The 12,481-nt window shown below is 67.2% G+C and carries 10 protein-coding genes and 1 pseudogene; all 11 read left to right on the top strand.

Annotated features, from left to right (window positions below; all coding sequences use genetic code 11):
• Positions 1–29: 29 nt before the first annotated feature.
• The 11 genes and pseudogenes from putP to AB5S05_RS02980 all read left to right on the top strand — a co-directional run bounded on the left by putP (position 30) and on the right by AB5S05_RS02980 (position 12,445).
• Complete coding sequence (gene putP, locus AB5S05_RS03030) at positions 30–1,457, top strand: sodium/proline symporter PutP (RefSeq protein WP_438943538.1); 1,428 nt, start codon at positions 30–32, stop codon at positions 1,455–1,457.
• Between the two features lie 309 nt (positions 1,458–1,766).
• Positions 1,767–2,675: a LysR substrate-binding domain-containing protein gene (locus AB5S05_RS03025; protein ID WP_369285953.1), complete on the top strand. Its 909-nt coding sequence runs from the start codon at positions 1,767–1,769 to the stop codon at positions 2,673–2,675.
• Between the two features lie 358 nt (positions 2,676–3,033).
• Positions 3,034–4,227 carry an aromatic ring-hydroxylating oxygenase subunit alpha gene (locus AB5S05_RS03020; protein WP_369285952.1) on the top strand — a complete coding sequence of 398 codons (1,194 nt, stop codon included), beginning with the start codon at positions 3,034–3,036 and terminating at the stop codon, positions 4,225–4,227.
• 10 nt (positions 4,228–4,237) lie between these two features.
• Positions 4,238–5,683: an aldehyde dehydrogenase family protein gene (locus tag AB5S05_RS03015; RefSeq protein ID WP_369285951.1), complete on the top strand. Its 1,446-nt coding sequence runs from the start codon at positions 4,238–4,240 to the stop codon at positions 5,681–5,683.
• A 5-nt stretch (positions 5,684–5,688) separates the two neighbouring features.
• Positions 5,689–5,853: pseudogene (locus tag AB5S05_RS03010) on the top strand (rubredoxin); the annotation flags it as partial.
• Positions 5,842–7,107 (top strand): FAD-dependent oxidoreductase, encoded by a 1,266-nt coding sequence (locus tag AB5S05_RS03005; protein WP_369286337.1) that lies wholly within the window; start codon positions 5,842–5,844, stop codon positions 7,105–7,107. The pseudogene AB5S05_RS03010 and the gene AB5S05_RS03005, both read left to right, overlap by 12 nt.
• Positions 7,108–7,117: 10 nt before the next feature.
• Complete coding sequence (locus tag AB5S05_RS03000; protein ID WP_369285950.1) at positions 7,118–8,446, top strand: NAD(P)/FAD-dependent oxidoreductase; 1,329 nt, start codon at positions 7,118–7,120, stop codon at positions 8,444–8,446.
• Positions 8,443–8,814, top strand: a complete 372-nt coding sequence (locus AB5S05_RS02995; RefSeq protein WP_369285949.1) for a EutQ-related cupin domain-containing protein — start codon at positions 8,443–8,445, stop codon at positions 8,812–8,814. The genes AB5S05_RS03000 and AB5S05_RS02995 overlap by 4 nt, the downstream gene beginning before the upstream one ends.
• Positions 8,815–8,896: 82 nt before the next feature.
• Positions 8,897–10,165 carry an MFS transporter gene (locus tag AB5S05_RS02990; protein WP_369285948.1) on the top strand — a complete coding sequence of 423 codons (1,269 nt, stop codon included), beginning with the start codon at positions 8,897–8,899 and terminating at the stop codon, positions 10,163–10,165.
• A 45-nt stretch (positions 10,166–10,210) separates the two neighbouring features.
• The gene (locus AB5S05_RS02985) at positions 10,211–11,458 is read left to right on the top strand and encodes a M24 family metallopeptidase (RefSeq protein ID WP_369285947.1); all 1,248 of its coding nucleotides are present in this window, start codon (positions 10,211–10,213) and stop codon (positions 11,456–11,458) included.
• 423 nt (positions 11,459–11,881) lie between these two features.
• On the top strand, positions 11,882–12,445 hold the full coding sequence (locus tag AB5S05_RS02980) for a cysteine dioxygenase family protein (RefSeq protein WP_369285946.1): 564 nt from the start codon (positions 11,882–11,884) through the stop codon (positions 12,443–12,445).
• Positions 12,446–12,481 lie beyond the last annotated feature (36 nt).

Below are 12,481 nucleotides of genomic sequence, written 5' to 3'. Positions count from 1 at the left end.
GGGTGACCTTCGTGGTCTACCTGATCCTGATGCTATGGCTGGGCATCGTTGCCTACCAGCGCACCAACAACCTGTCCGACTACGTGCTGGGTGGGCGCTCCATCGGCCCGGGCACCGCCGCGCTGTCGGCCGGCGCCTCGGACATGAGCGGCTGGCTGCTGCTGGGCCTGCCGGGCTATGCCCTGGCCGCCGGCTTCGAGGCCACCTGGATCGCCGTCGGCCTGCTGGCCGGTACCTGGCTGAACTGGCTGTTCGTCGCCCAGCGCCTGCGCATCTACTCGCACACGGCCAACGACTCGGTGACCATGCCGGCCTACTTCGAGAACCGCTTCAATGACGGCTCGCGCGCCCTGCGCGTGGTGTCGGCGCTGATCATCCTGACCTTCTTCCTGTTCTACACCAGCTCCGGTCTGGTGGCGTCGGGCAAGCTGTTCGAGACCGTATTCGGTTTCGACTACAAGATCGCGGTCATCGTCGGCACCGTGGCGGTGGTCTCCTACACCCTGTTCGGCGGCTTCCTCGCGGTGGCCTGGACCGACGTGGTGCAGGGCCTGCTGATGGCCGCGGCGCTGGTGATGGTGCCGGTGTTCGCCCTCAATGCGGTGGGCGGTGTAGACGCTACCCATGCTGCCATGATGGCCAAGAATCCCGAACTGCTGACCTTCTTCAACGACGTCAAGGGCGAGCCGCTGGGCATCATCGCCATCCTCTCGCTGCTGGGCTGGGGCCTGGGCTACTTCGGTCAGCCGCACATCCTGGCGCGCTTCAAGGCGATTTCCAACGACAAGGACATGCCGACCGCCCGCCGCATCGCGGTGAGCTGGACGGCGCTGACTCTGGTCGCCGCCCTGGCCATCGGCTGGGTCGCCCTGGGCTACCTGCAAACCGACCTGGGCGATGCCGAGACCGTGTTCATGGTCCTGGTCAACAGCCTGTTCCACCCGGTGGTCGCCGGTATCCTGATGGCCGCGGTGCTGGCCGCGATCATGTCCACTGCCGACTCGCAGCTGCTGGTGAGCTCCTCGGCCCTGGCCGAAGACTTCTACAAGGCCATCCTCAAAAAGCACGCCAGCGATACCGAACTGGTGTGGATCGGCCGCGGCGCGGTGGTGCTGATCGCCGTCATCGCCCTGGTCCTGGCGATGAACCCGGACAGCACCGTACTGGGCCTGGTGTCCTACGCCTGGGCCGGCTTCGGCGCGGCCTTCGGCCCGGCCATCCTGCTGTCGCTGTACTGGAAGCGCATGAACCGCAACGGCGCCCTGGCCGGCATCATCCTCGGTGGTGCCACCGTGGTGGTCTGGAAGCAGCTGTCCGGCGGCATCTTCGACCTCTACGAGATCATCCCCGGCTTCATCCTGGCGACCCTGGCGATCATCACCGTCAGCCTGCTGACCAAGGAGCCGGAAGCGGCGCTGCAGGCGCAGTTCGACGAGGTGCGGCGCAAGCTGGGCTGAGTCGCCCTTTACCCCCGCCCGCAGCCGGTCGTCTGCAGGTGGGGCACCCGGCCGGAATTCCATGCTGATGCCCGGCGCGGGCCCACGACGACCCGATAGTGCTTCGCCGGCCCACACCTTCGGGTGTCGGGTCGGCTTTTTTTTGCCTGCGTCATGCGACTTCGACCGGCCTGCTGGCGACAGGGGCAGGGCAAGTCCCAGGCAAATGCTGGGTTTTAGCCGGCAGCGGCGGATTCCCGGCTGTGAATGGCCGGGACCAGGCCCTAAACTGCCTGGATAAAACGATAAGCAACCCGTGACCTTGCCTGCATGAAAATCCAGCCCCTGCCTCCGCTCAACAGCCTGGTGGCGTTCGAGGCCGCTGCGCGGCATCTGAGCTTCACCCTGGCCGCGCAAGAACTCAACGTCACCCAAGGCGCGATCAGCCGCCAGGTGCGACTGCTCGAAGACTATCTGGGCAAGACCCTGTTCGAGCGCACCACCCGGGCGATGCACCTGAGCCCCACCGGCAGCCAGTATTACGAAACGGTGCGCGAGTCGTTGCTGCAGCTGGCCCAGGCCACCGGCGAGATCCGCCACTGGCGCGGCGCCCAGCAGGTCACGGTGGCGACCAGCACGGCCATGGCTTCGCTGTGGTTGCTGCCCAAGGTCGCCCAGTTCCAGCGCGACAACGAAGAGATCGACCTGCGCATCATCGCCTATGACCACGTCAAGGATTTCAGCCGCCTGGACTGCGACCTGGCCCTGTACTACTGCCGTACCCCACCGCAGAACATGACCATCACCCCGCTGTTCTCCGAGCGGGTGTTTCCGGTATGCAGCCCCGCGTACCTGGCCAAGCACCCGGGCCTGCACAGCCTCGAGCAGCTCGCCGCCTGCACCTGGCTGTGGCTCGAGGATCCGCAGCGTGACTGGATCGGCTGGCACGAGTGGTACCGGCGCCTGGGCCACAAGGCGCTGGAGCCGAGGAACCGGATCAACATCAACAGCTACGCGATGCTGATCCAGTCGGCGCTGATCGGCCAGGGGGTGGCATTGGCCTGGGACAACCTGGTCAACATCCACCTGGAAAGCGGCGCTCTGGTGCGGCCGATCGAGGCCACGCTGGACACCGATGCAATGTTCTGCCTGCTCGAGCACCAGGGGCGCGGTCATCCGCGGCAGAGCGTCCAGCGCTTTCGCCAGTGGCTGCTCAGCGAACAGCCGCCGCTGCGCTGAGCGCCGCCCAGCGCCAGACCCCTGGCGGATAGCTGGGGGCGGGCGTGGCCGATGGCGCAACAGGCGCCGGGTAGGCGAGCCCGTCGGGGCCAACGATGAGCCGGCCGAGCGTCCGAACAAGTCATTTGCAGTCGTACATTAATGAATTTTTATCACTAATAGTGCTTGGCAATACTCGCCTTCAGCCGCCACAGGGCATTTCCGCTGCTTCTGGTTAATTAATGATTTTTAATCATTAATTGCTGCGCAAAAAATCGTTTGTCGGACAATCCGCGCTTGTCGAAACTCCGCCCCCACGAGCAGGCCTTGCGGCCTGTTGCCTCAGCCAGATCGTGCAAGCGACGGAGAATAAAAAGTCATGAGCCACTCTTCCACTGCCCAACTGATTCCCACCCACAGCCTGGAAACCGTGCTGGCGCCGATTCACGAGGCCACCGGCCTGTCCAACGAGTTCTATACCGAACAGCGCTACTTCGAGCTGGAGCGCGACCAGGTGATGGGCAAGACCTGGGCCTGCATCGGCTTCGCCAGTGACCTGACCCAGAACGGTTCGGTCAAGCCGGTCGACTTCATGGGCCTGCCGCTGCTGCTGATGCGCAACCGCGAGGGCCTGGTGCAGGTGTTCCACAACGTCTGTAGCCACCGTGGCATGAAGCTGGTGGAGGAAGAGGGCACCGTGCAGGGGGTGATCCGCTGTCCCTACCATTCCTGGACCTACGACCTCAACGGCGCCCTGCGCGGCACCCCGCACGTCGGCGGTATCGACCAGCACAAGGACCCGCGCTTCGCCTGCGAGAAGCACGGCCTGAAGGCGCTGCGCAGCGCCGTGTGGATGGACATGGTGTTCCTCAACCTGTCCGGCGACGCCCAGCCCCTGGAAGAGATGCTCGCGCCGCTGACCGCACGCTGGAGCCAGTTCCTCGGTGAAGACGGCATGGGCCTGCTGCGTCGCCGCCCGGGTCACGACGGCACCAGCATCGAGGTCAACTGCAACTGGAAGCTGGCCGTGGAGAACTACTGCGAGGCCTATCACCTGCCTTGGGTGCACCCGAGCCTGAACAGCTACTCGCGCCTGGAAGACCACTACAACATCCTGTTCGACGAGTGCTTCGCCGGTCAGGGCAGCTACGCCTACAACCTGTCGGACGTGGCCGGCACCCACCTGCCGAGTTTCCCCAGCTGGCCGCAGGACCGCCTGCGCAACGCCGAGTACGTGGCCTTCTTCCCCAACGTGCTGCTGGGTATCCAGGCCGACCACGCCTTCGCCATGCAGCTGGAGCCGATCGCCCCGGGCAAGACCATCGAGAACCTGCGCCTGTTCTACGTCGGCGACGAGGCCCTGGGTGACGAGTACGCCGCCTGCCGCAACGCCATCCTCGAGTCCTGGAAAGTGGTGTTCGCCGAAGACATCGCCTCGGTAGAAGGCATGCAGAAGGGCCGTTATTCCCCGGGTTACAACGGCGGCGCCTTCTCCCCGGAGATGGACATCCCCACCCACTACTTCCACCAGTGGGCCGCGCGTCAGCTGCTCGAAACCACGCCGTCCGTCTGAGGAACCTGCCATGTACCCGATTGCCGAGCATTGGCTGAACTATATCGACGGTGAATGGGTGGATAGTGCCCAGCATCTGACCGTCAACAACCCCGGCACCGCCGAAGCGGTGGCGACCATCGCCCAGGCCGGCGTCGAGGATGCCGAGCGCGCCCTGCTCGCGGCCCGCCGTTGTGCCGACAGCGGCGAGCTGACCCGCGCCCGTCCGGCGCAGCGGGTGACCTGGCTGCTGGCAATCGCCGCCGAGATCCGCGCGGTGGCCGAGGAGGGCGCCTGGGTACTGTGCCAGGAGAACGGCAAGAGCCTCAACGATGCCCGTGACGAGTTCACCGAGGCGGCGCGCTACTTCGAGTACTACGCCGGCATGGCCGACAAGATCGAGGGTACCTCGATCCCGCTGGGCGACGGCTACATGGACTTCACCGTCTACGACCCGATGGGCGTCTCGGCGCAGATCGTGCCGTGGAACTTCCCGGTGTCGATCTGCGCCCGCTCCCTGGCCCCGGCCCTGGCCGCCGGCAACGCGGTGGTGATCAAGTCGCCGGAGCTGTCGCCGTTGGGCATGTGCGTGCTGCTGCGCGCCATCGCCAAGGCCGGCCTGCCGCGGGGCGCGGTGAACCTGATCTGCGGCCGTGGCCGCGAGGTCGGCAGCCACCTGGTGCAGAGCGCTAAGGTCGACCAGATCGTCTTCACCGGCTCGGTGCCGACCGGTCAGACCATCCTCCGTGACGCCGCCGCCCACGCCATCCCCAGCGTCATGGAACTGGGCGGCAAGTCGGCGGCCATCGCCTTCGCCGATGCCGACCGTGCGCAGCTGCTGGCCAGCGTCAAGAGCGGCATCTTCTTCAATGCCGGCCAGGTCTGCTCGGCCATGTCGCGCCTGCTGGTGCAGCGCGAGGTCTATGAGGAGGTGGTCGAGGCCGTGGTCGAACTGGCCGAAGGCCTGAGCGCCGGCCTCGGCCAGGACAACCCGGACCTCACCCCGGTGATCAGCGCCGCCCAGCTGGCCGGCATCGAGGACCTGTGCCGGCGCGCCATCGAAGAGGGTTCGGTCGTGGCCACCGGCGGCGAGCGCTTCGGCGACCGCGCCGGGCACTTTATGCGCCCGACCGTGTTCCGCGATGTCAGCCCGCAGATGGCCATCGCCCAGGAGGAGGTGTTCGGCCCGGTGCTGGCGGTGATTCCCTTCGACAACGAGGAAGAGGCCCTGGCGATTGCCAACGGCACCGCGTTCGGCCTGGTGGCCGGGGTCTTCACCCAGGACATCAGCCGCGCCATGCGCTGCGCCCGGCGCCTGAAGGCGGGCCAAGTGTTCGTCAACGAATGGTATGCCGGCGGCATCGAGACCCCGTTCGGCGGCGTCGGCCTGTCCGGCTTCGGCCGCGAGAAGGGCCAGGAAGCGCTGTACAGCTACGTACGCACCAAGAACGTGGCCATTCGCGTGGCGGGGGAGTAAGCAAGATGTTCAAGACCTGGCTCTGTGTGGTCTGTGGCCTGATCTACGACGAGGCCCTGGGTTGGCCGGACGACGGTATCGTCGCCGGCACCCGCTGGGAGGACGTGCCGACGGACTGGAAGTGCCCCGAGTGCAAAGTCGGCAAGGAAGATTTCGAGATGCTCGATATCAGCCCGGTGGTGGCCGCCGCCGCGGCTGCCGTCAGCGCGCCGCTGCCGGTGCCGCCGCAGTCGTTGAAGGCACCGGTGCAGCCGCTCGCCGCCGAGGTGCGCCAGCCGATCGTCATCATCGGCAGCGGCTATGCCGGCTACGGCCTGGCCCAGGCCCTGCGCCGCGCCGACCCGCAGGTCGAGATCCGCGTGCTGACCCGCGAGTCCGGTCACCTGTATTCCAAGCCGGCGCTGTCGATCGGCCTGGCCCAGGGCAAGAGCGCCGCGGCACTGGCCGGGGAGTCGGCGCTGGCCATCGAGAAGCGGCTGAAGATCCGCGTCTATTCCTATTGCCGGGTCGAGCGCATCGACGCCGAGGCCCGGCGCCTGCACACCAACATCGGCGAGATGGAATACGGCCAGCTGGTGCTGGCCAGCGGCGCCGCACCGATCCGCCTGCCGATCGAGGGCGACAGCCAGGCGCTGCTCAGCGTCAACAACCTGCACGATTACCAGAGCTTCCGCGAGCGCCTGGTCGGCGTGCGCCGGGTGGCCATCCTCGGTGACGGCCTGATCGGCTGCGAGTTCGCCAACGACCTGGCCGCCAGCGGCTTCGAGGTCAGCGTCATCGGCCTCGGCCAGTGGCCGATGGAGCGCCTGCTGCCGGTGGAAGCCGGCCGGCAGTTGCAGGATGCCCTGGGCGAGCTGGGGGTGCGCTGGTACCTGCAGAACACCCTCAAGCGTATCGACCCGGTCGCCCAGGGCTATCGCCTGAGCCTGGCCGACGGTCGGCAACTGGAAGCCGATCTGGTGCTGTCCGCCGTCGGCCTGCGTCCCAACCTGGCGCTGGCCGAAACGGCCGGGGTCGCGGTGGGCCGCGGCATCCAGGTGGACGCCTGGTTGCAGTGCTCGCAGCCGGGCATCTACGCCCTGGGTGATTGCATCGAGATCGACGGCCAGCTGCTGCCGTACCTGGCACCGATCAACCAGGGTATCCAGGCCCTGAGCAAGACCCTGCTCGGTGCGCCGACCGCGGTCAGCTACCCGCTGATGCCGGTGACGGTGAAGACCCCGGCGGCGCCGCTGTGCCTGCTGCCGCCGGCCGTGGGTGTGGCCGGCGAGTGGCGCTGCACGCCGACGGACGATGGCCTCAGCGCCGGTTTCTACGATGCCGAGGGGGCGTTGCAGGGCTTCGTCCTGCTCGGCCGCCAAGCACAAGTGCAGCGCAACAGCTGGCTGCAATCCTGTCAGAACGCGCAACGGGCAGTGGCCTGAGGGCACCAACATGAGCAAGAAGATCCATCTGCCCCACGACGATGCCAGCTGCGGCTGGTATGCGGCACTGCCCGCGCCCCGGCCGGCCATCCGCCTGCAGGGCGAGCAGCGTGCCGACTACGCGGTGATCGGCGCCGGCTTCGCCGGCCTGGCCGCGGCCAGGCGGCTGGCCGAGCATCATCCCGAGGCGCGTATCCTGCTGGTCGACGCCCAGCGCGTCGCCCAGGGCGCCTCCGGGCGCAACTCCGGCTTCGTCATCGACCTGCCGCACAAGTTCGCCCTGGAGCATCCGGACCCGGCGCACAAGCAGCGCCTGCTCGGCCTCAACCGCGGCGCCATCGACCAACTGCAGGGGCTGATCAAGCGCCACGGCATCGACTGCCAGTGGTCCCACGCCGGCAAGTACCAGGGCGCCGTGGGGCCGCGCGGCCTGGCCTATCTGGAGCACTTCGAGAAGCTGATGCAGGACCTCGGCGAGCCCTTCGAGTGGGTCGAGCGCGACGCCCTGGCCAAGGTGCTCGGCACCACCCACTACAGTGGGGCGATCTACACCCCCGGTTGCTACCTGATGCAGCCGGCGGCGCTGGTCAGCGGCCTGGGCCGTTCGCTGCCGGGCAACGTCGAGCTGCTCGAGGAGTCGCCGATCCAGCGCCTGGAGCGCGACGGCCAGGGCGGCTGGATCCTGCAGGGTAGCCACGGGCGCATCCGCACCCCGCAGCTGTTGCTGGGCACCAGCATCTTCACCCAGGAGTTCGGCTACCTGCGTAACCGCCTGCTGCCGGTGATGACCTTCGCCAGCTGGACCCGGCCGCTGACCGACAGCGAACTGCAGCTGTATGGCGGCGAGCTGGACTGGGGTCTGACCCCAGCCGACCACGCCGGCACCACGGTGCGCATGACCCAGGACCGCCGGCTGATCATCCGCAACACCTACAAGCACGTGCCCAAATACGGCAAGAGCACCAGCGATGGCATGCGCGAGTCGATCCGTGCCGACCACCGCAAGGCCTTCCTGGCGCGCTTCCCGCAGCTGGCCAACGTGCCGTTCAGCCACACCTGGGGCGGCGTCTACGCCATCTCGCGCAACTTCACCAACTTCTTCGGCGAGCTGGAACGGGGTGTCTATGCCTCGGCCTGCGACAACGGTGTCGGCGCGGCCTGGGGCACCATCTCCGGCACCCTGCTGGCCGATCTGGCGGTGGGTGCGCAGTCCCAGCAGCTGCGCGATATCCAGGCGGTCACCGGCATGCCCTCGCTGAACCCGCCGGAGCCTTTCCTCGGCCTCGGCGTGCGTTCGCGCATTCGTCTGGCGGCCTGGAGCAGTCGGAGCGAGCTATGACTCGGGTCGTTTCCGGGAAAGGTCCGGTGCGGCTGGTGGATCACCATGACCTGGATTTCGTCCCCCGCGGCGGGCCACCCGGCGCCGCCTTCGTGGCCCGGGCCATCAGCAACGAGGTGTCGCCCAATATCGGCATCGGCTTCGCCCGCTGGGAGGGCGCCGAGGTGGCCTGGACCCTGCTGTACGACGAGGTGATCTTCGTCATCCAGGGCTGCTTCGAGCTCAAGGCCAACGGCCAGCTGTACCGGGTCGAACCGGGCCAGCTGCTGTGGATTCCCGAGGGCACCGAGCTGGTCTACGGCGGCCACGCGCTGTTCGGCTACGTGGTCCATCCTGGTGACTGGAAGCAGCGGCACGGTCTGGCCTGAGCCAAGGGGAGAGCGGTATGGGTAGGCATCTCGCAGCAGGGCTGGTGTGCGCCATGGGCCGGTGGCCCCGGGAGGCGCACCCATGCTCGGCCTGACCCGAACGTTCGGCGCCCTGTACCTGGCCAGCGTGCTGATGCAGCTGGGCTCGACCCTGTTGATGACCTACCTGGCCCTGCGCCTGACCGCCGACGGCATCGCCGAGTTCTGGGGCGGTGCCCTCATGGCGGCCAACGCGCTGGGCCTGGTGCTGGGCAGCAGAGTCGGCCACTGGCTGATCGAGCGGGTGGGACATATCCGCACCTACGTGGCCTGCGCCGGGGTGATCTCGGCGGCGGTGCTGGGCCACGAGTTCAGCGGTGCGCTACCGCTGTGGCTGGCGCTGCGTTTCGTCGTCGGCCTGGCCATGATGTGCCAGCTGATGGTGCTGGAAAGCTGGCTCAACGACCGCGCCCAGAGCGATCAGCGCGGCAAGGTGCTGGGCATCTACATGGTCGCCATCTATGTCGGCATGGTGCTCGGCCAGCTGGCCCTGAGCCTCAATGGTGATCTGGGCATCCACGCCCTGCTCGGCGTGGCCATGGCCTTCGCCCTGTGCCTGGTGCCGGTGGCCCTGACCCGCAGCACGCACCCGGCCGCGCTGCAGCCAACGCCGGTCGACGTTCGTCTGTTCCTGCGCCGGGTGCCGCAGTCGTTGGTGACCATCCTGATGTCGGGGATGATCAACGGCGCCTTCTACGGCCTGGCCTCCATCTATGCCAGCCGCCAGGGCCTGGATACGGTGCAGATCGGCCAGTTCATGGCCGTGGTGATCGGCGCCGGCCTGCTCGCCCAGCTGCCCCTGGGCTGGCTGTCCGACCGTCTGCCGCGGGCCGGGCTGATCCGCGCGGTGGCCCTGCTTTTGATTCTCGCCTTCCTGCCGCTGGGCTTCTATCACGATCCTTCGTTCGCCGTGTTGCTGCTGATCGGCGCCGCCATCGGCCTGTTGCAGTTCTGTCTGTATCCGCTGGGCGTGGCCCTGGCCAACGACAACGTCGAGGCCGAGCTGCGGGTGTCCCTGGCCGGGCTGCTGCTGGTGGCCTATGGCATCGGCGCCTGCATCGGTCCGCTGCTGGCCGGCGCCTTGATGGAGCGGTTCGGCGCCTGGAGCCTGTACTACTTCTTCGCCGCCTGCGCCGCGTCGCTGGCCCTGGCGGTGAGCCAGAAGCGGGTGACCGGCGAACACCTGCAGGCCGATGCACCGCTGCAGCACCAGGCGACCCCCGTCGGCTTGGCCTGCGCGACGCTGCCGGCGGCGGTGGCGCCGTCGGTCACGGCAGAAGAATCCCTGGTGGGCGATCCACCGACAACCTGAATGCGTGCCGGTCGCCGGCCGGTGTTTTCCAGAGGAATGCCCCTCATGTTCGACAACAAGAACAAGTACCTGGCCGATGAGGCCGCCGCCCAGCCGCTGCGCAACCCGGTCAGCATCCAGACCCACAAGGCCGCGCGCGGCTATCGCCTGCAGCGGGTGCGCCAGCAGCTGCTGGCCGCCGACTGCGCGGCGATCCTGCTCTATGACCCGGTGAACATCCGCTACGCCACCGACACCTCGAACATGCAGGTGTGGACCCTGCACAACTTCGCCCGCTATGCCCTGGTGTTCGCCGAGGGGCCGGTGGTGCTGTTCGAGTTCCACAACTGCGAGCACCTGCACGAGGGCAACGAGCTGCTCGACGAGATCCGTCCGGCGATCAACTGGAGCTACTTCGGCGCCGGCTCGCGGATCGGCGAGAAGGCCGTGGCCTGGGCCGACGACGTCCTCGCGGTGCTGCGCCAGCATGCCGGGCCCAAGGCCCGCCTGGCGGTGGACAAGGCCGACCTGGAGGGGCTCGACCTGCTGCGCGAGCACGGCCTGACCTTGGTCGAGGGGCACAGCCTGATGGAGGAGGCGCGCAAGATCAAATCCAGTGATGAGCTGGAGCTGATGCGCTGGACCATCGCCGTGTGCGAGCGCGGTATCCAGCGCATGCACGACGAGCTGCGCCCCGGCATGACCGAGAACCAGCTGTGGGCCTGGCTGCACTACGAGAACATCCGCCACGGCGGCGAATGGATCGAGACCCGCCTGCTGGCCTCCGGGCCGCGCACCAACCCCTGGATGCAGGAGTCCAGCGACCGGGTGATGAACGAAGGCGAGATCATCTGCTTCGACACCGACCTGATCGGTCCCTACGGCTACTGCGCCGACATCTCCCGGGCCTGGACGGTCGGCCACGTCGCCCCCAGCGCCGAGCAGCGCAAGCTCTACCGCCTGGCCCATGAGCAGGTGCAGCACAACATGAGCCTGCTGCGTCCGGGCCTGAGCCACCGCGAGTTCGTCGAGCGCTCCTGGGACATTCCGGATGCTTACCAGCACAACCGCTATTGCTGCGTGGTGCATGGCGTCGGTCTGGCCGACGAGTACCCGGCCCTGGCCCACAAGGGCGCCGACTGGGCCAGCAGCGGCTACGACGGGCAGTTCGAGGAGAACATGGTGCTCTGCGTGGAGAGCTACATCGGCGAGCAGGGCGGCGCCGAGGGGATCAAGCTGGAGCAGCAGGTGCTGATCACCGCCAGCGGCTGCCAGGCGCTGTCGACTTTCCCCTGGCAGGAGGATTGGCTGTAAGAACTTCGCCGGGCAGGCTCGCTGGCGCCATGGCGGGCCTGTCCGAGTGAGGGCTTATAAATGATTAAAAGTCACTAGTTAGCCAAATTAAATGATTTGTCCCGGCGCCGTCGCTATTCGACCATCCGCTGCCGCCGAATATTTTCCTCGGCGTTTTGCGAAGCGCTGCCGGCGCCAGGGTCGATCGCGCAATGGCTGGTTGTTTCACAAGCAAGAGTGAGGGCCTGGCTTGAGGGATTTGTTCACCGAGCGGCCGTTGCCCGGCGGTTCGATTGCACCTATTGGAATCGAACTTCCGTCGCATTGGTTCCTTGGCTTATTTACTTGTCGGGCGGGGGCCTGGCTGGACGCCGTTGCCGATGGGGACGTCGCTAGGCCAATCGGGCGCGCGCCTATCAACCACTTTCCTGCGGGAGTGCAGCAATGACAATGCAGGCATACAGTCTCGAGGCCTTTGTCGCCGACCTTCGGCAGATCGTCGCCGCGACAACGGATGAGGCCGAGATTCTCGAGCGGGTGGGGCCCTTGGCCCGGCGCGCCGTCGCCGAGGGTGACTGGCTGCGCCCGGCCATGTACGAGGCCGACCCGGCGTTGGGGTTCGGCACCACGTTGCTGCATGTGGAGCCCGATCAGTCGCTGTTCGTGGTGGTCGACAGCTGGCTGCCCGGGCGCGGTGTGCGCCCCCACGACCATGACACCTGGGCCGTGGTGGTCGGCGTCGACGGGGTCGAACGCAACCGCTTCTGGCAGCGTCTGGATGATGCCAGCCGCCCCGGCTATGCCGAGTTGCGTTGCATCGGCGAGCAGTCGATCCAGCCGGGCGAGGCGATCCTCATGCCCAGTGGCGGCATTCACTGCGTGACCAATGAAACGCAGCGGACCAGCCTGTCGTTCCATGTCTACGGGCGTCACCTCAACCACACCCAGCGGCGTCAGTTCGACCCGCAGAACAATTTGGAGCTGCCGTTCATCATCGAGGCGCGCTGAGGCACCGGCTTGATTGCGAACCGGCGGGCTGTCGGT

The organism is Pseudomonas zhanjiangensis, from assembly GCF_041027545.1.
GTDB lineage: Bacteria > Pseudomonadota > Gammaproteobacteria > Pseudomonadales > Pseudomonadaceae > Aquipseudomonas > Aquipseudomonas zhanjiangensis.
Note: the sequence above shows the minus strand (reverse complement) of the source record. Positions and strands in the feature narration are given on the sequence as shown.

Bases quoted from the DNA above. Each gene is read 5' to 3' on its own strand.
- AB5S05_RS02990 (WP_369285948.1), top strand. From the start codon at position 8,897: ATGCTCGGCCTGACCCGAACGTTCGGCGCCCTGTACCTGGCCAGCGTG.
- AB5S05_RS02980 (WP_369285946.1), top strand. From the start codon at position 11,882: ATGACAATGCAGGCATACAGTCTCGAGGCCTTTGTCGCCGACCTTCGG.
- putP (WP_438943538.1), top strand. From the start codon at position 30: ATGCTATGGCTGGGCATCGTTGCCTACCAGCGCACCAACAACCTGTCC.
- AB5S05_RS02995 (WP_369285949.1), top strand. From the start codon at position 8,443: ATGACTCGGGTCGTTTCCGGGAAAGGTCCGGTGCGGCTGGTGGATCAC.
- AB5S05_RS03005 (WP_369286337.1), top strand. From the start codon at position 5,842: ATGCTCGATATCAGCCCGGTGGTGGCCGCCGCCGCGGCTGCCGTCAGC.
- AB5S05_RS03000 (WP_369285950.1), top strand. From the start codon at position 7,118: ATGAGCAAGAAGATCCATCTGCCCCACGACGATGCCAGCTGCGGCTGG.
- AB5S05_RS03015 (WP_369285951.1), top strand. From the start codon at position 4,238: ATGTACCCGATTGCCGAGCATTGGCTGAACTATATCGACGGTGAATGG.
- AB5S05_RS03025 (WP_369285953.1), top strand. From the start codon at position 1,767: ATGAAAATCCAGCCCCTGCCTCCGCTCAACAGCCTGGTGGCGTTCGAG.
- AB5S05_RS02985 (WP_369285947.1), top strand. From the start codon at position 10,211: ATGTTCGACAACAAGAACAAGTACCTGGCCGATGAGGCCGCCGCCCAG.
- AB5S05_RS03020 (WP_369285952.1), top strand. From the start codon at position 3,034: ATGAGCCACTCTTCCACTGCCCAACTGATTCCCACCCACAGCCTGGAA.